Raw genomic sequence first — 24,340 nt, 5'->3', positions numbered from 1 at the left:
ACAGTGCCTTCGCCTACCCATTCCCATCGGCAACAACGTGCTCCTATCATTTATGCAAGAGCAACACTGCAATCAGCGTTTGGGCAAACCGCAACGTCGGATGCGTGGCATTGAGCGTATCACCCGTTACCTGACCACTGCGCGGTAGACGCTCACGCAACGCCTCACTCAGGCAATCCAGGGCAGGATCGGATGTGGCAGTAACCAGCATAGCCGGCAGTCCATCCTCATCAGCCGCAAGCTGCTGTACCTGCACCACCGATGATCCGGCTTCCTGCGCGACACGTGCTATCTCGAACGTCAATGCCCGGCGGCGCAATAGCAGACGCAGATCAATCCCTGCTTCCCCCGGCACAAAACGCACAACGACATCGGCCAATGGTCGCTGCACGACGATGTACTGCTGAATATCACGTTCACGCGCCGGCCATGCAGCCTGCACTTCAGCCCAAGTATACCCGCGCTGAAGAACATCTCGTTCTTCCCGCCAGCGACGGTACAGGGCAGGATGCGGATCAAAATAGACGGTCAAATCGAATAATTCGACCTGCACCGGTGGAGTAAGCGTGAGCGCACCATAGGCAATAACCAGGCCGGTCGGTGCGACGCGCTCACTTCCCCGGGGCGCACCAATCGTATGATCGTAGACCGGCTTCTCGATAGTTTGACCAGCCCGCAGCGCAACCAGATCGGCGGCCATACGATCCAAATCCATCGCTGCCGGATCGGCGTCGGTCATACCGCGCATGGCGCGCTCAGCCCGACTGTAGCGCAGGTAATCATCCAGATTGACCGGTGTGACCCCATGGGCGCCGAGCAGACGAACAATCCCCTGGGTCAGGGTTGTCTTCCCGGAGCCGCTGGCGCCAACCAGCCCAAGCATAAGCGGATGTGCTCGCATACCGTAAACTCAGGAACTCGTGCGTGATTTCCAATCGGCCAGGAATTGCTCGATGCCGCGGTCGGTCAACGGATGGCGCATCGCCTGTTGCAAAACCTTAAACGGGCAGGTAGCAATATCGGCACCCGCCAGCGCCGCCTCGACAATATGACGTGGATGACGGATCGAGGCGGCCAGGATTTTGGTGGTAATTTCACGATCCTGGCGATAAATACCGGCAATCTCCCGAATCAACGCCATCCCATCGACACCGGTATCATCAACCCGGCCAACGAACGGACTGATGATAAACGCACCGGCCCGCGCCGCCAGCAATGCCTGCACCGAATTGAAGCAGAGCGTCACATTGCAGCGAATGCCATGTTTGGCCAGTTGGCTCACTGCCCGCAACCCTTCGGTTGTGCTCGGTACTTTGATGATCACATTCGGATGCCACGAGGCGTACTCCAACCCCTCGCGCACCATTCCCTCGGCATCGAGCGAGATGGTCTCGGCGCTGATCGGCCCATCAACCAGCTCGGCAATTTCGGTGATGATCGCCTTAAAATCAGCTCCCTTTTCACGAGCAATGAGAGTCGGGTTCGTCGTCACCCCGCTGAGAATGCCCCAACTGGCTGCTTCGCGAATCTCAGCAAGATTTGCCGTATCAAGATAGATTTGCATTAGTCTCCTCCGTTATTTTGGCGCCATCCGAATCGCGCCATCGAGTCGAATAACTTCTCCGTTCAACATCGGATTTTCAATGATATGGTGGGCCAATGCTGCATACTCGGCAGGTCGTCCCAGTCGCGGTGGAAACGGCACCTGGGCACCGAGCGACTCACGAGCAGCCGCCGGCAAACTCGCCATCATAGCCGTATCGAAAATACCCGGCGCTATCGTCATCACCCGAATCCCAAAGCGGGCCAGCTCCCGCGCTGCCGGTAGTGCCATCCCAACCACCCCCGCCTTTGAAGCAGCATAGGCCACCTGCCCGATCTGCCCATCGAAGGCTGCAATCGACGCCGTATTGATGATAACACCACGCTCGCCCTCATCGTTTGGCTGATTCTGACTCATCACCTGGGCAGCGTACAGCATCATCTGAAAGGTACCGATCAAATTGACCTCAATCACCCGCTTGAAACGTGCCGGATCATGCACGCCTTCCCGACCAAGCATCCGCTCGGCCAGCACGATCCCGGCGCAACACACCAGAACGTGCAGACCCTGCTGCGCAGCCGCCGCACTGACAGCAGCAGCACACTGCGCCGGATCGGTGACATCGGTGCGCACAAATTGCCCCCCGATCCGCTCCGCCAGCTCCATACCGGCTGCTTCGTTCAAATCGGCAATCGTTACTCGTGCGCCAGCCCCGGCCAATCGCTCAGCCGTCGCTGCACCTAAACCGGACGCACCACCGGTGACGAGGACACTCAACCCTTGCAGTTGCATGGTGTGCTCCTTTGCTCAACGGGCAACTGCCCACTCAAAATGCATACCATCACTGGCTCCCCTGCCATCGTAGTTCCAGTGACCACCCCAGAAGAATCCAAGTGCATTGGCAATCGGCACCAGCTCACGCACCGAACCGCGATCACCAACCAGCGCCGCCGGTCTGTAAAAGCCGTTCCACTGTGCATTAATATCAAACGCCGTCCCGTAAGCGTGATTACTCAACGTCGTTGGATTGCTGCGGATCGTCCGTGGCCACCAGGCACCGTCAAATGTCAGTACCAAATCGAGCAGACCGGCATCTTCCCAGGCCTGCCACAGCCGCCGTAGCTGGTCGGCGGCAACCCGATGAAACTTAATCCGCCCACCATTGGTATTCCGAAAACGCTCCAATTGCGGAATGTGCACCTCGATGATGTGGCGGACAACCCAATCATTCGTGATCGTAATGTCATCACCACTCCGCCGTACCCACTCGATCTTCCCCAGCACTTGCTCACGCTGATTGTTCCGGTCGGTCAGGATGTTGAAATCAGGTTTGGGTGGCCAATTGGGATCGCGACGCGGTGCACCAGCCCGTACCACCTCCGGGGCATTGCGCACATCGACGGCAGGTGATGGCGATGGCGATGGTGCCGGTGACGGTGTTGGTGCGGGTTGCGGTGCCGGCGTCGGTTGTACCGGTTGCGTCACCGGTTTGGGCTGCCAGTTTTGCACCTCAGCCGGACGCGGCAGTTCGCTCATACGGCGAATGACCCCATCACTACCCCGATACAATGTATCATACGCAAAGACCTGCACATCGTAAACCTGCCCGTTAATCGTCTCACGCATAACCCCACTCAACGGCGTGCCCAACTTCAATTCGATAGCCCGCTGATGGAACGGATCGGTAGGAAGATACGGAATCCCGGCCACCTTACAGGTCTCGGCCCAGATGAGGGCGTACTGCGGGCTGGCCGGATCGGTCAGGCTGAGAAAGAAACAGCCGGACTGCTGGCTCATCGGGGTATAGAGCGTATCACCGGCAAAGACCTGCACCGCAAAGGCGCGGTCGGCAGTCACGTAATTGCCACTGAGTGCTGGGCCAAGGTGGGCTTGCAGAGCGACGAAATGAAATTTCCAATCGGCCCGAAACTCCGTCTTCCCTTCGAGCGGTGCGCGAGCAGCACTGGCTTTGAGCGCACTACGATAACTCGCCTCAATCAACGCTCGACTCACACCGGCAGTCGGAATCGCCTCAATGTCGGAGCCGAGAAGATCGGACAAACGCTGAACAGCAGCGTACTGCGTGCCTTCATTAAAGATCGTATCGCGGGCAAAGACCTGAAAATTGTACGTTTTGCCATCGACAGCTACCGGCGGCGGCTCGTTGGGTGCTAGCGGCGCACCCAGATCAACCTTCCCCCAATACAGCGAAAAAGCTTGATTAAGGCGCAACTGCGCTCCCCGTTGCCGCCAGGTAATCGTAGCCAGACCCAGCCAAAGTTCCTGCTCCGGCGAACGCACACCGCTCCCTAGTACGAACGACGTATCGGGAACAAGCTCGACCGGCGGGGCAGGCGGGATATACGGTTGCAACCGCACCTGGCCATTGGCCGAAGCCACCAGCATCCCTACATCGGCCAGTGACAGATGATGTTGAGCAACCAGTTCCGGGAGCCAGCCTGCCAGGATCGTCGCCTGCGCCTCACTGAGATCGGTGAGCGAAGACGCTTCGAGACAGAGAATCAATGCACTGCGATCAAGATTACGCCAGCGCTGACGCCAGATCGCCCGCCCGGCCCCCCAACCGGCACGTCCGGCTGCCAACAATTGATAGCGCGTGCCATCGCGAGCCAGATAAAAATGGGGCAGCAACGTTGCATCTTCCTGCTGGTAATCAGCTAACGCGACGGCCAACGGTCGCTCATCGGCGACGACAACCACCTGTGAGACTGCACTACCCAATCGACTCTTTCCGGCGCGATCCGGTCTTCCAACCGCTACAATCTCTCTATCGGCATCGCTCATAGCTTACTCCGTCACAAGTGGCGAACGCTCAAGGCTCATCGTAGCACAGGGCGGCAGAGAAGGCAATTCAGATGTCAAGTTTCATCAGCAAGACTGATAGGATGGGTGAAACCGGTATGGCATCAGCCCCGACACCCCCGACGCTCTAGCCAGGCCCGTCCTCAACCCGCTCGTCCCCACACGCGAGAGCGCTTACCGCGCTCGCAGCACAGTCTGCTGATGGTATGGATAGCCACCAGCCCCACCACCCCGACGCTCTAGCCAGGCCCGTCCTCAACCCGCCCGTCCCCACACGAGAGTGCTTACCGCGCCCTAAAAACAGATCCAGATTACACGTACCGCTTCTCTGTAGAAACAACGAACACCATACCTATTCCCGAATAGCCAGGAAGAGCTATTGACCCGGCTGATAGACACCGCGTACAGTAGAGCAAGATACCTGAAACAGATTTCTGTAAGGAGCTAGATGTGACACGTCACTTTCCACTCCATCGATCTAGCATCGTCGCACTGATACTGCTCATTGTGTCAACAAACGCCCTGGCTCAACCCGTCACCCAGACGACCACCACCGTCTTCATCCCGATGGTCGTCAATCCATTACCGCCACTCTCCAGCAACTGGCTGGAACGGGTGAACGGCTATCGGTTGCGCGCCGGTGTTCCTCCGGTCACCGAAGATGCAACCCTCAACAGCAATTGCTTTGAACACGCCCGCTATATGGCCGAAAACAATCACCTGACACACAACCAGAACCCGAGCCTCCCTTTCGCTTCCGCAGCCGGACAGATCTGCGCCCAAAAAGGCAATGCCTGGCTTGGATGGGGTGGATCGTGGGCACCAGCCAATGCCGTTGACGGCTGGATGCGCTCGGTCGGTCACCGACTCTGGCTCCTGTACCCGACGACTCCTACATTCGGTTTCGGCTTCTACACAACCAGTAATGGGAGTAGAAGTGCGGCAGCGCTGGATGTCCTATCGTACTTCAACAACGGCGACAGTTATCCCAACTGGCCGGTGCGCTATCCAGCGCCAAACCAGACTGACATCCCACCGACGCAATTCCCGATTACGGTACATTGGCGCTATTTCGGCGACACACCGATTGTCAGCAGCACAGCTTTACATGTCGTGGGGGGTGGCAATATCGCACATAGCTTCTCGACCTCATTACCGGTTGGTCACAAGGGGGTCGTGATCACGCCGACGCTTAGCCTTCCCCCCAATACATTGATCGAGGTTTCAGTTAACGGATCATACGCCAGTCAACCGTTTAGCTACACCTGGCAATTTCAGACGGGCAGTGGGGATTGATGGGCGTTGTTATATGTAACCCAAGTTGCCACCTTTCATCACCACAGAGGCACGGATGACACAGAGGATGGACATCATCCGGGTTGCCACCTCAGAGCGTGACGTAGTGCATCTATGGTAACTGGCTGCTACCCACATGGTTCACACAGGTACGCTCCACGATGGTGGGCGCAGCGTCGTGCTGTTCATCATAGCAGCACGTGGCCTGCTTACAGCGTAGTGGCAACTTGAATGATGTGTAAGACTTATTGACAACTTACGGAAGAATAGGCTGATAAATATTGACAATGTACATCAGACGGCATAGCCTGCTTTCGGCATGATCAGTGAGGCAGAGAGAAGTGGCTCCGTGAACTACGTAATCACGCACCGGAATGGATTTCTACGCTCCGTGATATGCGTGTCACGTCGTGTAGCGTGCAGAAGCCTGGCCGCTACTCCCACCGTGCTCCACGTCTCGCACTGATCACATGTACGACGTTCATCTCGCACTCGTTTTCAAGGAGATGACCTCTCCATAGCGCCAAAGCAGGCTCAAGAGCCTGCTTTGCCCATCATAGCCTGTCCAAACACCCCTTGCCGGGTGGGGTAGGCGAAAGCACCACCTTCACCTACCCGCAAGGATCGTACCGATTCCCTGCTACACCGGGTGTTATGTATCAGACCTGCACCGGTGGCAGCCCTTCCATCGCAGCGTAATCGCGCAAAATAGCCGCAACGTGCTCTAAATCCTCAAGGATGAAGTAGGTTTCATGCATCGAATAGGCGGCCCCTGGCGTATTGGCAACCCGTCGAATATCGAAGGGTACCCGCGGCGTATCAGGGGCAAAGGCGTGGTCGAGTTCACCAATCGACGATAGCAGACCGGCACCAAAGGCGCGTAGCTCACCATCTTCGCGGATCAGGCCAAACTCGATGCTGTACCACCAGAGACGGGCAATTTCGAGCCGTTGCCGTTCATCACCGGCAAAGTAGAGCGGTCCAAACGCCTGGGCAATATCGGCAAACCGCTGATCGGTGAAAAACGCCAGATGGCCGATATACTCGTGAAAGAGATCGGGGAGCGGCGTAAAATCAAGCTCGTCCATGCGCCGGATGTAATTGGTGACCGGAAAACGTCGTTCGGCGATATGCTCGAACCATTCGGTGGGATTGAGGTACTCGTTTTGAGCATCACACAACGTCCAGCCGGTCATCGCGGCCAGCCGTTCACTCACCTGTACCGGATCGGGGAGACGCTGCAAATCGAGATTGAGTTTACGAAACCCTTCGCGGAAGAGCCGACAGGCATACCGATCGAGCCGGGGAACCTGGCGAGCACAAAGTGTCGCCCAAACCAGATGGTCTTCTTCAGTGTAGGCAGGCATCGCGGGCGGAGCAATGGTTGTCATGACAATACCCCCTTGTATTGTATGCTGCTGAATCGTCAACGAACGGTGAGTATCGCCCAATACTCACCGTTCGTTTACCACTTAGAAGAACCCTAACTCTTCCCGCGCCTCTTCTGACATCATCGACGGATTCCAGAAAGGCGTCCAGACCAGGTTAATCTTGACGTTTTCAAGCTCCTTGTAGACTTCTTTCAACGCCATCACTTCCCGGCGAGCCTGTTCGAGAATCTGCGGCCCTGCCGGACAGGCCGGAGTGGTCAGGGTCATATCGATATCAACGGTCTTGCCACCATCGAGAATATCAATGCGGTACACCAGACCGAGATTGACGACATCCAGGCCAATCTCAGGGTCTACCACGTTCTTCAGTGCTGCCCGAACCATATCTTCAGTAATCATACGATCCCTCTTTCTTAACTATGGGTTATCGCTTGCATGATACCATACACAGCGGACAACAACGACACCATAACAAGAGGATGAGCTTCATCATGATCGATATACTGGCTAACAACCCGCTCCTGCTACTCTTCACTGTATCGGCAATCGGCTACCTGATCGGCAGAATCAACATCGGTGGAATTAGTCTTGGGGTGGCAGCAGTGCTCTTCGTTGGGCTGGCCTTTGGCGCCCTCGATCAACGATTACGCCTGCCCGACATCATCTACCTGCTCGGTCTGGTCATCTTCGTCTACACGATTGGCCTGAGCAGCGGCCCCGGTTTTATCGCCTCCTTTCGCCGACGTGGGCTACGCAACAATCTGTTTGTGGGTGGGATCATCATCGTTGCCGCCGGTATTGCTGTCGTACTGCGCATGATCCTGGGTCTCAACAGCGCACAAACCGCCGGCCTCTTCGCTGGCAGTCTGACCAACACCCCAGCCCTGGCAGCGGTCATCGAGCGGTTGAGTCAACGGGGTGCAGATGAAGTGCTCCGTGCCGAACCGGTGGTTGGCTACTCGGTGGCTTACCCGGTTGGCGTGCTCGGCATGATCCTCGCCATCTACCTGACGCGCCGGCTCTGGCGGATCGATCTACAGCAGGAAAGCCAGCAGCTTCGCGAATTCGGAGCAGTTGGCGAGCACCTGATCAACTGCACTATTCGCGTGACCAACACCAATTTGGACGGGCAAAGCATTGCCGAACTGGTCAGAGCTAATGGCTGGAACGTGATTTTCAGCCGACGCCAACATGATGGCCGGATCGAGCTGGCTACCGGAGCAGCCCGGCTCAATACCGGAGACCTGATCAGTGTCGTTGGCTCGCCGGAAGCTGTAGCCGAGGTCACGGCTGTCCTGGGTGAGCCAACCGACGAGCAACTCATGCTCGATCGTCACACCCTCGACTTCCGACGTATCTTCGTCTCCAATCCAGCGGTTATTGGGGTACCACTGCGCATGCTCAACCTGCCCTCAACGCTGGGAGCGGTCATCACCCGCATTCGCCGTGGTGATGTCGAACTCCTACCGCACGGCGATACAGTGCTCGAACCCGGTGATCGGGTGCGTGTTGTCACTCAACGTGATAATATGGATCGGGTTAGCGCCTTCTTCGGCGACTCTTACCGTTCGCTGGCGGAAATTGACGTGGTTTCGCTGGGTTTGGGTACCGCGCTCGGTATGCTGGTGGGACTGATCCCCATCCCACTACCCGGTGGCGGAAGTTTCGCGCTTGGTCTGGCCGGTGGCCCGCTGATTGTCGCCCTCATCCTCGGCTGGCGTGGCCGTACCGGGCCGATTATCTGGAGCCTGCCGTACAGCGCCAATCTTACATTACGTCAAGTTGGCATGACTCTCTTCCTGGCCGGCATTGGCACCCGTGCCGGTTACAGCTTCTTCACCACCATCACCCAGGGCAATGGCCTGTTCCTCTTCATCGGGGGTGCACTAATCACGATACCAGTTGCCCTGCTAACCCTCTTTATCGGTTATAAACTACTCAAGATACCCTTCAGCCTGCTGATCGGAATGCTGGCCGGCCTCCAGACCCAACCGGCAGTGCTGGCCTTTGCCAACGAGCAGACCGGCAACGAAGCACCCAATATCGGCTACGCGATGGTCTTCCCGACAGCCATGGTTGTGAAGATCATTCTGGCGCAGATTCTGCTTGGATGAAGGTGACGGGGCACCTGCGCCACGATTGGTGATGCACACCACAAAGACACAGAGAGCACAGAAGAAGTTGCAAGAACCAGAACTTATTTCTACAAAGCTGGGCTATCGTGCTCCCAGACAGTCACACAGGTGCATGAACGCTTGCCAATCACCAACAACAGCCCATCCTACTTCTGACCCGTTGGCAGAGAGCAGCTCTGATCGTGCCATCACGCGCTGGACTGGTTGCCTTACCCGCACGTCATGCGCGGGTCGCGACGTTTGGAGTGCGGCAGCATGGCTGCCGCAGCAGCCGTACTCACGATCCGGCGTGTGGTACACCGTTGACCCTGCTGGTCACGGGTAGGTTCTACATACCAACCGCTGTCTCATCCGGGTCTCGGTGCTGCGATCCTGCCGGCACCCCGATTGGTTGGTTAGTTGTCTGACACGCCGATCGTTCGACTTGACAGCCATATTGATATAAGGTATCATTTCACCGCTGCATCCAGCAGCACCTTTTTTGGTCAATCAAAAATGATATAATGTATCAATATGGAACAACCAATGCCCGTCTCACAACCAATACCCGTTACCGTTCTTTCCGGGTTTCTCGGAAGCGGCAAGACGACCCTGCTCAATCACGTACTGACCAATCGGGCCGGCCTGCGAGTAGCAGTGATCGTCAACGATATGAGCGAGGTCAATATCGATGCGCACCTAATCCGTTCTGGTGATGCTGCACTCAGTCGCACCGAGGAACGATTGGTGGAGCTAACGAACGGCTGTATCTGTTGTACGCTCCGCGAAGATTTACTCATCGAAGTTGCCCGCCTGGCCCGCGAAGGCCGATTCGACTATCTCCTGATCGAGTCGACTGGCATCACCGAACCCTTACCAATAGCAGAGACATTTACCTTTCCTGGTCCCGATGGCACTTCCCTGAGCGAGATCGCTCGCCTCGACACGATGGTTACGGTCGTTGACGCCTTTACTTTTCCGCGTGACCTGCATTCGCTAGACGAATTGCGTGATCGTGATCTGGCTGTCGGTGACGATGATGAGCGGACGGTGGTTGATCTGCTGATCGATCAGGTGGAGTTCGCAGATGTCATTGTCTTGAACAAGATCGATCTGGTGAGTGAAACTGATCTGATTCGGCTTGAAGCACTCTTACGCAAACTAAACCCAGAGGCTCGCCTGATCCGCAGCGTGTTTGGGCAAGTCCCTCTCGACCACATTCTCAACACCAGACTGTTTAGCTTCGAGCGGGCAGCACAGATGCCAGGCTGGCTCAAGGAACTGCGCGGCGAACATACACCCGAAACGGAAGAATACGGGATTAGCAGCTTCGTCTTCCGTGCCCGGCGACCATTTCATCCGCAGCGATTATGGGAGCTACTCCACGAGGAATGGCCGGGAGTACTGCGCTCAAAGGGTATCTTTTGGCTGGCAACCCGTATGAACCAGTGCGGAATCTGGTCGCAAGCCGGTGCTTCCTGCCGCATCGAACCGGGTGGATGGTGGTGGGCAGCAGTGGACGATCAGCCGGATGATCCCGCCGAAGCAGCGGCACTGGCGGCGATCTGGGACGATCAGTGGGGTGATCGTCGGCAAGAGCTGGTATTTATCGGTCAGGATTTCGATGAATCAGCCCTGCGGGCACGCATGACATCGTGTTTGTTGACCGATGAGGAGATGAAACTCGGTCCGACCGGTTGGGCAACGTTTACCGATCCATTTGGAAGCTGGGAGCCGGTTATGATCCTGGACGAAGAGGATTACCACCGCTGACAATGGCAGCATTCGCCCCGCGTTGACAGTGCCCGTCATGCTCGTTTAGGATAAGTTTCGCCAATTTCGCAACATGTTCATATCGAAAGGATTAGGAAGCATGAAAGTTGCTTACATCTTCGCTACATCAGGCCACACCGCCAGCTACAAGCTCGGCAAGATGATTCTGCCACAGTTAGAAGCTGGCAACCATGGTGCACAAGTCGTTGGGATGTTCTTCTTCGATGACAACACCTACCTGCTGCGGGCGGGTGATCCGATGGGGGAGCGGCTGGCAAAAGTCGCTGCCGAGCAGGGTATCCTCTTGATGATGTGCGACCAATGCGCACTTGAACGTGGGTTGGCTGTCGGTGAACCGGGCAATTGCCGGGCAACCGGGACCGTGGCCGGTGTGCAGGTAGGATGCTTCCCCGATCTGTATGCTGCTCTGGCCGGTAACCCACCGGATCAGGTGATTACGCTCTGACGGTAGAACATTAAACTGGTAGCGAGAGGGTATCTCGTTCTGACACCCTCTCGCAACAACGGAGGAACAGATATGTCACGTCGCTGCGATTTGACCGGTCGCTCACCTTCATTTGGACACAACGTCTCATTCTCCAAGCGTCGCACGAACCGACGCTGGCTACCCAACGTCCAGGAACGACGGATCTGGGTGCCGGAAGAACAGCGCTTTGTACGCCTCAAGCTATCGGCGGCAGCACTGCGTGAAATCGAGCGTAAAGGCTTATTGAAAGCATTACGTGACCGGGGACTTACCCTAAAAGATGTTGAGCGACGTTCACGCGCATAACCTCTTTCTTGACCGATACCAGAGGCACGTCATCGGAGAGATTGCCTCGGTTGTAATAAACGATTTGTTCGGACTTAGTCGTATGCATCTGGATTGGCTCATCGTTGGTGGCGGCATTCACGGTGTACATCTGGCACTCGTGCTGCGTGAGCGGTGCAAGATTGCCGCCGATCGCATTCGCATTATCGATCCCCACGATCACCTGCTCGCACGCTGGAGGTCTTGCACGACCGCCTGTGGGATGCGTTATCTTCGCTCAACGGTTGTGCATCACCTCGCGCCTGATCCATACGATCTGCTACGATTTGCACGACACATCAACGCTGACGATCACCATTTTCACGGTCGGTACCAGCGCCCATCCCTCGCTATCTTTCAGGCTCACGCGCAATCGCTCATACGTCAATACCGATTGTCAGACTACACGCTGCAAGGGCGCGTATGCAGTCTGCGTCGGCGATCAACATTCTGGGATGTGGAAACCGATCAGGGCATGCTCTCGGCACGACATGTGCTACTGGCAGTGAGTTGTGGTGAACAATTGCGCTGGCCGGCCTGGGCGGGTGAACTACGAAAGACTGGAGCAGCGGTTTATCACCTCTACGAACCGACGTTCGCTCTCGATCAGATCGCCGCACACAGTGCCGTCGCGATTATCGGGGGCGGGATCAGTGCTGGTCATCTCGCACTAAACCTTTGCAGAAAAGCGCAGGTAACGTTGCTTATGCGTCGTCCGATCCAGGTCGCCCCGTTCGATAGTCCGCCCGGTTGGATGGGGCCGAAAGAGCTTCGTCGCTTCCACGCCGAACCCGACCCAACCCGACGGCGCACGATGATTACTGCGGCCCGCTTACCGGGAACGATGCCGGTTGAACTGGCCCAGAGTCTGCACGCCGCTGCGCAACAGCAACAACTTCAGATCGTGATTGATGAAGTACACGCCGCCACCATTTCAGATAGCGCGATCACCTTACAGCTCACGCATCACCAGCTGGCGGTAACAACGGTTATCCTTGCCACCGGCTTCACATCTGAACGTCCCGGTCATCCGTGGCTCGATGATGCCATTGCCCACAACGAATTACCAACCGCGCCGTGCGGCTATCCCCTGATTGGTTCTGATTTGCAATGGGCACCAGGATTATTCGTGAGCGGCCCGCTGGCCGAACTCGAGATTGGCCCGGTAGCACGCAACATCATCGGTGCCCGTCACGCTGGTGAGCGATTGGCGAGTCAGTATGCCGATGGGAGCTGACAGGCCGATTGTATAACAGAGCTTCTCCGACAAGTATCCGCTGGTGCGCCTCATCCACTTATCCACCATCTCTTGCAAATATCCGCGTTACTTTTGCACTCCTGGCACGGTTTATATATCAGAACACTGTGTTGTCCCAGGAGTGCATTATGCCACGCTCACGCTTCCCAGGCATCTGTGCGCACCCCATCACCAATCACCGGCCAGCATGCCAGACGACCACTGTGGTACAATACCAATTCAGAACTCTTTCCCAACCGCTACCCACCCCAGCAGGGAGGTTTCACCATGAGCCAACCGTCACCCAAAACCACGCTGGTTCCCGACCCACCAGCGGCGCCCGCCGACGACCCGTTTCGCTACGGCTGGCGCTTTGTGCATCGTCCCACCTCCGACGACCCGCATCATCTCGAGCAGGTGCCGCTCACCCTCGAGGATGTCCTCCATCCCGAGGTGGGAGACTTCATCGTGCATAGCATCCGTCACGAAACCGACCAGCGCTATCTCACCGATGTGTTACAGGCGCGGCTCGAACGCACCGGCGAAGCCATCGTGATGAGCGATATCCGCATCGCCTAGGACGTGCCCGGACTACGGCCACACGGCCCGGATGTGATGGTGATTCCCGGCATCACCAAACGGGAGAACAGGAGCACGTTCGATGTCGCCCAGGAGGGGCCGCGTCCGGCGTTGATCATCGAAATCACCTCACCGGAGACTTGCGAGAACGATCTGGTGCGCAAAGTCGAGCACTACGCACGGGCGGGGGTCGCGCAGTACGTGATCGTGGATGATCTGACGCGGGAAGAGCCGCTCCAGCTGCGGTTGCTGGACTACCGGCTGGTGGGAGAGCGCTACGTGCTGTACCCGCCGGACGAGCACGGACGGGTGTATCTGGAGAGTGCCCGACTGTGGTTGGGGATCGCGGACAACCACGTGGTGTGTGTCAACGAGCGGGGCGAGGTGATGGAGAACTACACCGCGATGATGGAGCTGGCAGAAGCGGCGCAGACCCAGGCCCGGCGGGAAGGAGGCGCGGGCGGCGGCTGAGGAGCGGGCACGGCGCGAAGCGGAGGCCCGCACTGCCGCCGAAGCACAAGCCCGCCGTGAAGCCGAGGCGCGGGCGGCAGAAGCGGCTGCACGGGCGGCTGCCGAAGAGCAGGCTCGCCGCGAAGCCGAGGCTCGCGCTGCTGCTGAGGAGCGAGCACGGCTCGCTGAAGAACAGGCCCGCCGTGAAGCCGAGGCGCGGGCGGCCGCCGAGGAGCAGGCCCGCCGCGAGGCAGAGGAACGGACAGCGGCTGAAGAGCGGGCCCGGCTCGCTGAAGAACAGGCCCGCCGCGAAGCCGAGGCGCGTGAAGCGTTTGCGGCACGACTACGTGAGCTGGAACGTGAATTGCGTCGACTACGCGGCGAGGAGTAGGGACACATTTCAGATCAGCCAGGAGAAGTCCTTATGATAGCCGGCACGATTCACCCCGCCACGCATATCGGTACTGTAGCCCTCACCGTCACCAACCTTGAACGCTCACTGGCCTTTTATCAAAACTTGATCGGTCTGCGGCTTCATCAGCGTACTGCACAGACGGCTCATCTCGGCGTTGGCGGCCCTGATCTCTTGATCTTGCACGAACAACCGACGTACCGCCGCTACCGTGGCATCTGCGGGCTGTACCACGTTGCAATTCTCGTTCCAAACCGCTATGAACTGGCTCGTGCGCTGGCCCGCCTCTTTCGGGCACATTATCCAAACGCACCAACCGATCACATCATGACCAAAGCCACCTATCTTGACGACCCGGATGGCAATGGGATTGAAATCTATTGCGAGTCGCCAGAGGATGGTGTCCTTGTCATGAACGACGACATCTTTTTCGCCCGTCGTACAGACGGCAGTCTGAGCAACGGACGTGAACCACTTGACGTAGCTGCACTGTTACGCCTGCTCTCACCCACCGATGATCTTGCCGCTCCTATACCAGCAACGACCAGCATCGGTCATATCCATTTGCACGTAGCGGATATAGATGTAGCAGTAGACTTCTACCACCGACTGATCGGCTTCGATATTCAGGGCGTGATGCGCCGTTTGCAGATGGCGATGGTCTCAGCCGGTGGCTACCATCACCATATCGGACTGAACACCTGGCAGGGCGAGCGTGCTCCCTCGGCACCAGCCGATGCCCTCGGACTCCAGTGGTTTTCAATTGTCTTACCCGATCAGAACGCACTGGCACCGATCCTTACCCGTCTCCACGACGCAGGGATCACCGGCGAAGCACATCCGGCAGGGTTGCTCCTGCATGATCCGTTCCACAACCGGATTGTTCTGACCACAAGAGAACAATTCCTGGCAGGTGCGTCGCATAGCAACAATCAGACCTGAAAGACGTATTCACAAGAGTGCCTACACAGTTGGAACAACGTATGCAGTATAGCGCCGCGTTCATATCTAACGTGCGTTGTGTAGAAGTCATCAATTCGAGAACTCTCGTTGCTTTCACAATCTGTAGAGTGACCGGTGAGACACGCGCACGGCATCCTGCACGGCAAGCGTGGAAGTGTGGCCGGCGCACGCCAAACTATGCAAACGTAAACAGCGCCCACTTCGGCGTATGATGTCTGCATGGAAAGCAGCGTGATCGTGAATATATAATCTTTTCGGTTGACGCCAATCTCCGTCGGGAATATAATAGTGCAACTATTGTCCCATTGAGCACCCAGACAAATGCACCTATTAGAAAAGGCGTTGCTATGCGTCGCGTTCTCCCGGTCATTCTGCTCATAGCAATGCTGCTTAGCGCATGTGGCAATCAGGCTACCACTTCTTCTTCGTTTGAGTATCCAACCGAAGCGATTAACATTATGGCGCCGGCCTCACCCGGCGGTGGTTGGGATAGCACCGCTCGTGCGATGCAAGCGGCCCTGGCCGCAACAACTGGTCAGACCGTACAGGTCTACAACGTGAGCGGTGCTGGTGGCACCATTGGTCTGGCGCAATTTGTGAATGAAGCCAAAGGCAAACCGCACGAGCTGATGGTTGGCGGCCTGGTGATGGTTGGTGCAATTCAAACCAATAAAGCGCCAGTTAACCTGTCACAGGTTACTCCTATCGCGCTACTCACTGCCGAGGCAGAAGCAATTGTTGTACCTGCCGACTCGAAGTATCAGACCCTGCAAGAACTCATTGAGGACTTCAAGGCCAATCCGACGGCTATTTCGTGGGGTGGTGGATCGGCTGGTGGTACCGATCACATTCTGGTTGGTCTGATTGCTAAAGCTGTTGGCGTCGCCCCGGCGAATGTCAACTACATTGCCTATTCGGGTGGTGGTGAAGCAACCGCAGCGATTCTCTCCGGTGCAGTGACGGCTGGTGTATCTGGCGTGTCGGAATTTGCCGAACAGGTTGCCGCCGGAACCATGCGCATGCTGGCGGTATCGAGTGAGGAACGGATTGCCGGTATCGATGCACCAACCCTAAAAGAAGCCGGCGTCGATGTAGCATTAATGAACTGGTGCGCCGTGTTCGGTGCTCCCGACCTCACGCCTGAACAGCGCGCTGCCGTTATCGCTACCATCGAGAAGATGCATGCCAGCAAAGAGTGGCAAGACGCGCTTAGCAAAAATGGCTGGACTGACTTCTTTCGCACCGGCGACGAATTTAGCACATTTTTGAATAATGAAATCACGCGTATTGGGGGCGTCCTGCGCGATCTTGGGTTGGTGCAATGAATGCACACACACGGGCACTGCTTTCATTACGGCTGGCCGCATTAGCGGTGATTGGTCTGGGAGGGGTTATCCTCTCCCAGATCACTCAGATAAGCGAAAGTGCGGGGTTCACTGTCGTTGGGCCACGTGTCTTCCCAACGATTGTTGGCAGTGGTTGTTTGATCTTCGGTCTCCTTTTCTTCCTGCGGGTTACAGTTATGCCAGATCATGATCTGGTGGCTGAAGTGGCTGACGAGGAACAGACAACCGATTGGCCAACAACGCTATTACTGCTGGTATTACTGGTCGCCTACGCGGCTGTGTTATGGCCACTCGGATATGTGATTGCTACGACCCTCTTCTTTCCGCTGAGCAGTCGCATATTGGGGAGCCGGCATCTGCGCCGTGATCTATTAATCGGCTTTCTGATCGGCCTCATTGTCTATCTCGCATTCACCCGTCTCCTTGGTGTTCGCCTGCCCGCCGGTATCCTGATCGGCTTGCTATAGGGATAGTCTGTGGACGTTATCGGTTATCTATTGGCCGGGTTCGCCAATGCGCTCACGCCACAATACCTCTTCCTGGCGGCGATTGGCGTCACCATCGGTACAGCAGTCGGTGTGTTGCCGGGCATTGGGCCGGCTCTTACGGTTGCCCTGCTCTTGCCGTTAACTTACAACTTTGATCCAACCGGTGCCCTGATTATGTTTGCCGGTATCTACTACGGCGGGATGTACGGTGGCTCCACCACCTCAATCTTGCTCAACACACCCGGCGAATCGGCATCGGTAGCCACCACCTTTGAAGGGTTTGCAATGGCGAAGTCGGGGCGGGCCGGCGCTGCCCTGGCCACCGCTGCAATTGGCTCGTTCGTGGCCGGTACCCTCTCGACACTCCTCCTCACCTTTATTGCGCCTCTCCTGGCCCGCGTTGCTCTGCTCTTCCAACCGGCAGATTATTTCGCACTCACCGTGCTGGCCTTTGTCAGTGTTACAGCGCTGGTCGGTTCATCAATCATTCGCGGCATGATCAGCCTCTTCATCGGTCTCTTTTTCGGGCTAATCGGGATCGATATCCTCTCCGGTCAAGTCCGGCTGACCTTTGGGATCATCGAATTGCTGGACGGGATCGATGTGGTAGTGGTTGCCGTTGGTCTTTTTGCCGTAGGCGAAGCGCTCTACGTCGCCTCGCAGCTCCGCCATAAAAGCGAAGAGGTACTCTCCGTCCGTTCGTCCGTCTGGATGAATCGTGACGAGTGGCGACGCTCGTGGCCGGCATGGCTGCGCGGTGCACTCATTGGCTTTCCCTTGGGCGCCTTACCGGCTGGCGGTGCCGAGATTCCAACCTTCCTCAGTTACACGGTTGAAAAGAGGCTGTCACGCTACAAAGATGAGTGGGGGAAGGGCGCAATTGAGGGTGTGGCCGGGCCGGAAGCAGCTAACAATGCTGCCTTTTCGGGGGTCTTGGTACCACTCTTGACTCTTGGCTTACCAACATCGGCAACCGCAGCAATCTTACTGGCCGCTTTTCAAATCTACAACCTCCAGCCTGGCCCCCTCTTGTTTCAGCGTTCGCCCGATCTGGTCTGGACGCTGATCGCCAGTCTGTACATTGGGAACGTCATGCTGCTGATCTTGAATCTCCCTCTCATTCAAATATGGGTGAAGATTCTAACCATTCCGCGCCCACTTCTTTACAGTGGGATTCTGGTTTTCGGCACCCTGGGCGTTTACAGTATGGCGAATAGTTTTGTCGATGTTGTCCTGATGTACCTTATCGGTGTCATCGGCTTCTTCATGCGCCGCTTCCGTATACCGGTTGGCCCGGCGATTCTGGGGTTGATCCTCCTGCCCCTGGCCGAATCGCAATTCCGCCGGGCGCTCGCCATCAGCCAGGGTGATCTAAGCATTTTCATCACCCGACCACTCTCGCTCGGTCTTCTGCTGGCAGCCCTGGCAGCCCTGCTCCTGCCCTACGTGCCGGTCATCATTAAGCGCATAACCGGCAAACAGGTGCACAGTGGCCGACTGGTATTTGGGCGAGGTGAAGAGGATTGATCGGGTAGTGGTGGCTCTGTCAGATGATGCAAAGCGCGTTCTCACCCCCGGCCCCGCTCCAGGGTGGGCAGGTGCGCACGGCTGCACAGCTTTTATGAAGCTAGGATGCAGAGCACGCCCTGCACGCCCTCACCCCCCTCCCCTCTCCCGCAGCGCGGGAGAGGGGAGCATGCGCTCAATGCCTCACCCCGGCGGGGATCCTCCCAATTAACAGACTCTAAACTACATCCGGCATACATCGTTCAGGTAACAGCCCTATCCGTGGTACAATCAAATAAAAGGTTTTAAATGTTTAGACAACGAACTATCATCCTATGAACATCTACCAATTCACTGTACGCACCATTGATGGCGAACAGCAATCCCTCGCGGTTTACCGCAATAAGGTGCTTTTAATCGTTAATGTAGCCAGTCACTGCGGGTTAACGCCTCAGTACGGCGATCTTGAGTCGCTCTACCGACGATACAAAGATCGTGGCTTTGTCGTGCTCGGTTTTCCGAGTAATCAATTCAATCAGGAACCGGATGATGAGGCGACGATAAAAGCCTTCTGCGCTCGCACGTATGCGGTGACGTTCCCGCTGTTTGCCAAAGTTGAGGTGAATGGCCCCAATACTCACCCGCTCTTTGCCTATCTGAAGGCACAGCAACCAGGACTAAGCCCTGATGGTGAGATTAAGTGGAACTTCACCAAGTTTCTGGTGGATCGGAATGGCAATGTCGTTCGGCGGTATGCCCCAACTGATACGGTTGGAGCTATTGAACGCGAATTGGTTGGGTTGTTGTAGTTTTGATGCAAAGGACAAAAAACCACCTCCGCCAACCATCATCCGGTCGGCGGAGGTGATTGTTGAGCCTACGGCGTGAGATCGCCGCCGCCAAAATCATCGAAGGCAGCACCGGCAGTGTTGAGGAACCAGACCCCGATCCGGCCGCCGGTACCGACGTAGCGGTTGCCGGCTACCGGTCGCGTGTCGGCCAGACCAATTGATTCGCAGCGCACGAAGACTTCAACAGTACCGTCGGCGTGCGCACGAGCACCGAGGGTGTCACCAGCTTGCAGCACCGCCGGGAAGGTGGCGACGGTCAGGAAGCCCTGCCCGCGTACCAATGCCTCAACCACCACTTGCTGATTGAGCGCATCGTAGCTGACCAGGATGGCACCGTTTTGCCCCTGGTTGCCGTTCACTTTCAAGGCCAGCGTGTGATGCTGTCCCGCCGGATTGATGTTCGTCAGGCGCAGATAGGCTTCCTGATCTGGCCCAAAGACGGTTGGCCGCCACCAGGCCAGACCACCCTTCTCTACCGTCACTGCATTGTTCTCGATGCGGTATTGATCGCTCTGGGTTGCCCCACCCCAGTTGCGCCCCAGGCGGCCAGGGGCACGGTTGAATGTATCGAGGGGAGATAGAGCCGGAAAGGAACTCACCTTGACCACCAGGGTCTGAGTTGGTTCAACATTGCCGGCACCATCGCGGGCAAAGAACTCGACGGTATACGTGCCGTCACTGCTGAAGGTGAACGGCCCGGTGTAGGGCTGGAAGCCGCCACCGTTGATCTGATAGGCGATCTCGACAATGCCCGACCGATCATCGGTTGCGGTGAGCGTCACGGTGGCGCTGCCCGCATAGCAATCAGCCGGACAGAGCGGGTTATTTGGCCCGCTGACCGTCGCCGTGGTCGTTGGCGGTACCCCATCGAGGTCGAGACCAACCACGATTGGATCGTGATCTGAGGTGCGGTAGAAATCGGAGGCATACAGGCTGCTGATCTGACCGGCCGACTTGAAGTTGGTGTTGTAGTCGAGAACCGACGGTTCATCAGCATTGATGTGCCACTCGGCTGTGCCGGCGACCTGGGAACTGAGGCTCGCACTTGCCAGTGCGTAATCGAGATAGTCCCACTGGCCATTGAAGACATACGAGTAAGCATTCGCGCCCCCGAAGCGCTCAACCAGGTTCTCGTATCCCTGCGTCTCAAGGGCGCGGATGGGGTCTTCTTTGGCGTAGCTGTTCAAGTCACCGATGATCAGCACGTCAGGATCGTTGATTCCGGTTGGATCACTCGCCAGCCAGGCTGCCAGCGTATTGGCGGCATTGGTGCGCACGATGTTGCAGTTGCCCTGACCATCACCGGCATCCGGCGCATCACAGGGGCTGCCTTTGCTCTTGAAGTGGTTGACACTGACCACAAAGCGGGCACCGCTCGCATTCACCGCAAATGCCTGGGCCAGCGCTGCCCGATTGCGCGGTGCGCTATCACCGCCGGTGATGAAGGCGGGTGTATTGAGCGCCGCCGTCTGACCGACCGGTGTGACCAGAGCCGGCTGATAGATAATCCCTACCTTGATCGCATCGTTGCCGAGCGCATCAACCTGACCGGTCGCTGCATCAACATCGATGAAGGCATAGGTTCCCGGTGCGGTCGCACTGTTCAGCCGATTAACCAGATCGGCAATCGCACTGGCCGGGCCATAGCCGTCGTTCTCGACTTCAATCACCCCCAACACTGCCGGGTTGAGCGCAACAATCGCCGCTACCGTCTTGGCGGTCTGGCGGGTAAATTCGGTCGCATTCTCGGCCCCACGGCAATCGGTCGACCCACCGGTAAGACCATTAGTACAGCCGCTGAAGGTGTTAAAGTAGTTCAGCAAATTCATCCCGACCACAGTGATGCTGCCGCCAACCGCAGGTGGTGCCGTCGGTCGCGGATTCTCGGCGACAAAGACCGGGACGCCACCCCCCGGCGTCAAATCGCTCAAATCACCCACCGGACGTACCCGATACGCATTCCCGCTCGCCGCATTACCGGCCCAGGTGTAGGTCATCACCCCAACCAGCCCGGTCACGCTATCGCCACCGCGCAGGGTATTGGCGGCACTCAACGGATTGCCACCACGCCCAAACAGGATCGGGTCGGGATTTTGATTCTGCAAGTTGTCGTCGACAATGATACGATTGAGGTCATTCGCAGCCTGTAACGCACTAGCCAGCGGCCCCGGCGGGAAGAGGCTGGTCGGCTGGTAGAGGCGATCCTCTGCCGACATCACCACCTGACCGAAGCGACCGAGCTGGAAGTGTTCGGTCACGACCAGCTTCATCGGGAAACGCACCAGCATGCTTTCAAACCGTTCGAGATAGTCGGTGGCGGGGAAGGGCATGGCTACGTCAGTCGGATCGACGGTAGCACTGCCGATGATGGTGATTTGGGTTGCGCTGATCTGGGTTTGGCCTTGAAATTCACTGACCGTGCCACGCACCTGTACCAGATTACCCAGTGCCACGTTGTTGTTGTTGCCGTTGAAGACAAAGATGCCTTCGGACGTCAGCGGATCGCTGTCAGAATCGGTTGCCTCTTCCTGTACGTAAAAGCCGCGCAGATTGGGTGAAGGGCCCTCAAAATCACCCACGACCACACCCGCGACCAGCACCTCTTCACCGACACAGGGTGAGGTGTCGGTTGTGCCTTGTATCTGGTGAATGAGGGTTACATTCGGCACATCAGGGCAATTGCCCATCATCGGCGGGGGTGGCGGCGGACTGCTGCACGGATTGGCAGGACTGCTCGTGTTGCGCGGATTGGGCGATCCGGCACTGAAATCGCTCGCATTGTTGTCGGTATCGACACAACCGTTCGCAGTACGCAGAGCTGCCGTCGTATTGTTCAACGTTGGCGCTGGCGCGCCCTCGAAGAAATTGGCACTCCCATAACCGACCAGATCGATGATCAGGGCCAGTTGCGTCGGCGAACAGGGGGTCGAGCCGCCGTTACACGCCAGGCCACTCGTACTGTTCACGAGCGCAAACTTCCCGGCTGAGGCACTGGCATTGATCGAACCGGTCGCGTCCGGTGTCGGTAGCGGACTACCGGTCGCCCCACCGGCCAGTTGCACCAGATAATACTGGCCGGGAGCCAGCGATCCGCTGAGCAACACAATTGGGTTACTGCCAAAATTGCCCGTCCCGGTGGCACTGGCGTACTGGATCGATAGACCGTTCAGACTAACCGTTGTCGTACCGCGATTAAAAATCTCGACAAAATCGTTGGTATACGGTGCGCCACTGTTGCCACCGCCTCCATAGACCTGGTTGATCACCAGATCGGCACTGACTGCGCGTGCCACCGGTGTTGATACACCGGCCTGCACCGCAATCAGGGCAACCACCAGCGCAAAATACATCCAGTGGCGCGTCCAACCTGCAATCCAACGCATAACGTTCACCTCATACATTTCCAAACAAGCGACATCCACCGGTAAACCGGCCATGCGGAGGGCAGGCGAGGGTGAAGTGCAGGAGCGCCGCAACGCAATGGTTGAGTCATCAGGCATCGCCTATGATAGGTGAAAATCTTGAACGGCACGTTAAGGGTTACCCGAAAAATGGCTATGGTTTGATGACAGTTTTGTCAGAATGTGGGTGAATAAGTTGTCAGGAAAGGGAGAACAACCGGTGTGAGTTCACCCCCTCTGTGCCCTCTGTACCTCTGTGGTGCGATTAACCACAGAGACACGGAGGACACAGAGGATTGTTTATGTTAACTCAAGTTACCACCTATGCTATGAGCAGGCTACGAAAGACTACCTGCTATGATGAACAGCACGACGCTGCGCACAACATTGTGCAGCGTACCTGACCGGTATGCACCGTTTGGGTAGCAGTCAGTTCCGTAGACGCACTACGTCACACACATCTGGTATGACCATACTTCGTGTCGCTGTGGTGATATAAGGTGACACCTTGGGTGACGATCTATCCGCGTTCATCCGCCCAACCCGCGTCCATCCGTGTTCCCCCCTCCCCCCATCGCGCTCAACGACCCGCACCGCTGTGGTGACGTAAGGTAGTAACTTGGATTATGTTAACTCTCTGTACCCTCTGTGCCTCTGTGGTGCATATCTAACCACCGAGACCCGGAAGATTGTCCGTCAGTTACCCCGAATTGCTCAATCTGCGCTTGTCCTGCAAGCCACCGTGCGCCATGCTGTACTCAATGCACTGGCCGGTATGCAGGAGACGCACGATGGAACTATCAACACTTACCTGGACAGCACGCCTCTCACTGTTGCGCAATCGCCTGATCTTCAAACAGACGCTACTGGTGTTTGGGATAGCAATCCTGGCCCTCGGCCTGCTGATATTCCTCATCAGCGAAGAGAATCACTGGCTGATCACATTGCAGGTCATGGGCATCACCGCCGGTATCATCGCCGGGCTGCTCGTGATCGTGGTCGGGTTGCTGGCCCTGATCGGCTACGAACAGCAGTTTGTCCTTGACACCACCGGTGTCAGATCAACCCTCGGCGATCGCACAAAGCTGTTCTTTCGGACAGTTCGGATTGCATCGCTGCTAAGCGGTCAGGTCACCGCCATGGGAGCCGGCCTGGTCATGCGCACCAGCGACCGTATCCGCTGGCAGGATGTCGAACGAGTCGAGGTTGACCGGCAGCAGCGGGTGTTGACGCTATACCGCAAAAGAGGAGCACCCTTCCTGCTGGTATGTGGCCCTGAACAATTCAACACCGTATGCGTGATTGTCCAGCAGCAGACCGGTCTCAGCGTGGGGTAGTGGTGGTCTTGGCGGGATA

Annotated in this window: 19 protein-coding genes and 1 pseudogene; 13 read left to right on the top strand and 7 right to left on the bottom strand. The window is 57.1% G+C overall.

Going from position 1 to position 24,340, the window contains the following annotated elements; translation table 11 throughout:
- Positions 1-46 precede the first annotated feature (46 nt).
- Genes VAE57_RS11960 through VAE57_RS11945 form a run of 4 tightly spaced genes read right to left on the bottom strand, consistent with a single transcriptional unit; the run spans position 47 to position 4,348 of the window.
- Entirely contained in the window at positions 47-901 is an 855-nt protein-coding gene (locus VAE57_RS11960) for a uridine kinase (protein ID WP_322822105.1), read from the bottom strand.
- A gap of 9 nt (positions 902-910) precedes the next feature.
- Positions 911-1,564 carry a fructose-6-phosphate aldolase gene (fsa, locus tag VAE57_RS11955; protein WP_322822104.1) on the bottom strand — a complete coding sequence of 218 codons (654 nt, stop codon included), beginning with the start codon at positions 1,562-1,564 and terminating at the stop codon, positions 911-913.
- A 12-nt stretch (positions 1,565-1,576) separates the two neighbouring features.
- Positions 1,577-2,335: an SDR family NAD(P)-dependent oxidoreductase gene (locus tag VAE57_RS11950; protein WP_322822103.1), complete on the bottom strand. Its 759-nt coding sequence runs from the start codon at positions 2,333-2,335 to the stop codon at positions 1,577-1,579.
- A gap of 15 nt (positions 2,336-2,350) precedes the next feature.
- Complete coding sequence (locus tag VAE57_RS11945) at positions 2,351-4,348, bottom strand: M15 family metallopeptidase (RefSeq protein ID WP_322822102.1); 1,998 nt, start codon at positions 4,346-4,348, stop codon at positions 2,351-2,353.
- Between the two features lie 468 nt (positions 4,349-4,816).
- Here VAE57_RS11945 and VAE57_RS11940 point away from each other — a divergent pair, with 468 nt between their 5' ends.
- Positions 4,817-5,662 (top strand): CAP domain-containing protein, encoded by an 846-nt coding sequence (locus tag VAE57_RS11940; protein ID WP_322822101.1) that lies wholly within the window; start codon positions 4,817-4,819, stop codon positions 5,660-5,662.
- Positions 5,663-6,321: 659 nt separating this feature from the next.
- On the opposite strand, the gene VAE57_RS11935 is transcribed toward VAE57_RS11940, so the two are convergent.
- Positions 6,322-7,053: an amino acid hydroxylase gene (locus VAE57_RS11935; protein ID WP_322822100.1), complete on the bottom strand. Its 732-nt coding sequence runs from the start codon at positions 7,051-7,053 to the stop codon at positions 6,322-6,324.
- Positions 7,054-7,134: 81 nt separating this feature from the next.
- Entirely contained in the window at positions 7,135-7,452 is a 318-nt protein-coding gene (locus VAE57_RS11930) for a metal-sulfur cluster assembly factor (RefSeq protein ID WP_012258652.1), read from the bottom strand.
- Between the two features lie 92 nt (positions 7,453-7,544).
- Between VAE57_RS11930 and VAE57_RS11925 the strand changes: the two genes are divergently transcribed.
- The 11 genes and pseudogenes from VAE57_RS11925 (at position 7,545) to VAE57_RS11875 (ending at position 19,541) form a co-directional block, all read left to right on the top strand.
- Positions 7,545-9,167: an aspartate:alanine exchanger family transporter gene (locus tag VAE57_RS11925; RefSeq protein WP_322822099.1), complete on the top strand. Its 1,623-nt coding sequence runs from the start codon at positions 7,545-7,547 to the stop codon at positions 9,165-9,167.
- A 546-nt stretch (positions 9,168-9,713) separates the two neighbouring features.
- The gene (gene zigA, locus VAE57_RS11920) at positions 9,714-10,940 is read left to right on the top strand and encodes a zinc metallochaperone GTPase ZigA (RefSeq protein WP_322822098.1); all 1,227 of its coding nucleotides are present in this window, start codon (positions 9,714-9,716) and stop codon (positions 10,938-10,940) included.
- Between the two features lie 100 nt (positions 10,941-11,040).
- Positions 11,041-11,406 carry a SaoD/DsrE family protein gene (locus VAE57_RS11915; RefSeq protein ID WP_322822097.1) on the top strand — a complete coding sequence of 122 codons (366 nt, stop codon included), beginning with the start codon at positions 11,041-11,043 and terminating at the stop codon, positions 11,404-11,406.
- Between the two features lie 72 nt (positions 11,407-11,478).
- Positions 11,479-11,733, top strand: coding sequence for a 50S ribosomal protein L28 (rpmB, locus tag VAE57_RS11910; protein WP_322816149.1), 255 nt, complete (start codon positions 11,479-11,481; stop codon positions 11,731-11,733).
- A gap of 82 nt (positions 11,734-11,815) precedes the next feature.
- A complete protein-coding gene (locus VAE57_RS11905; protein WP_322822096.1) occupies positions 11,816-12,988 on the top strand; it encodes an FAD/NAD(P)-binding protein in 1,173 nt (390 codons plus the stop codon).
- A 288-nt stretch (positions 12,989-13,276) separates the two neighbouring features.
- A pseudogene (locus VAE57_RS11900) lies at positions 13,277-14,408 on the top strand (Uma2 family endonuclease).
- 33 nt (positions 14,409-14,441) lie between these two features.
- A complete protein-coding gene (locus VAE57_RS11895; protein WP_322822095.1) occupies positions 14,442-15,371 on the top strand; it encodes a VOC family protein in 930 nt (309 codons plus the stop codon).
- Between the two features lie 368 nt (positions 15,372-15,739).
- Positions 15,740-16,717 (top strand): Bug family tripartite tricarboxylate transporter substrate binding protein, encoded by a 978-nt coding sequence (locus VAE57_RS11890; RefSeq protein WP_322822094.1) that lies wholly within the window; start codon positions 15,740-15,742, stop codon positions 16,715-16,717.
- Positions 16,714-17,205, top strand: coding sequence for a tripartite tricarboxylate transporter TctB family protein (locus tag VAE57_RS11885; protein WP_322822093.1), 492 nt, complete (start codon positions 16,714-16,716; stop codon positions 17,203-17,205). Before VAE57_RS11890 ends, VAE57_RS11885 begins: the two co-directional genes overlap by 4 nt.
- Positions 17,206-17,214: 9 nt before the next feature.
- The gene (locus VAE57_RS11880; RefSeq protein WP_322822092.1) at positions 17,215-18,753 is read left to right on the top strand and encodes a tripartite tricarboxylate transporter permease; all 1,539 of its coding nucleotides are present in this window, start codon (positions 17,215-17,217) and stop codon (positions 18,751-18,753) included.
- A gap of 314 nt (positions 18,754-19,067) precedes the next feature.
- Positions 19,068-19,541 (top strand): glutathione peroxidase, encoded by a 474-nt coding sequence (locus VAE57_RS11875; RefSeq protein WP_322822091.1) that lies wholly within the window; start codon positions 19,068-19,070, stop codon positions 19,539-19,541.
- Between the two features lie 68 nt (positions 19,542-19,609).
- Here VAE57_RS11875 and VAE57_RS11870 read toward each other — a convergent pair whose 3' ends face one another.
- Entirely contained in the window at positions 19,610-22,966 is a 3,357-nt protein-coding gene (locus VAE57_RS11870) for an ExeM/NucH family extracellular endonuclease (protein ID WP_322822090.1), read from the bottom strand.
- 809 nt (positions 22,967-23,775) lie between these two features.
- Between VAE57_RS11870 and VAE57_RS11865 the strand changes: the two genes are divergently transcribed.
- Positions 23,776-24,321 (top strand): hypothetical protein, encoded by a 546-nt coding sequence (locus VAE57_RS11865; RefSeq protein WP_322822089.1) that lies wholly within the window; start codon positions 23,776-23,778, stop codon positions 24,319-24,321.
- The last annotated feature ends 19 nt before the right edge of the window (positions 24,322-24,340 follow it).

It is taken from the genome of Chloroflexus sp., from assembly GCF_034434295.1.
GTDB lineage: Bacteria > Chloroflexota > Chloroflexia > Chloroflexales > Chloroflexaceae > Chloroflexus.
Note: the sequence above shows the minus strand (reverse complement) of the source record. Positions and strands in the feature narration are given on the sequence as shown.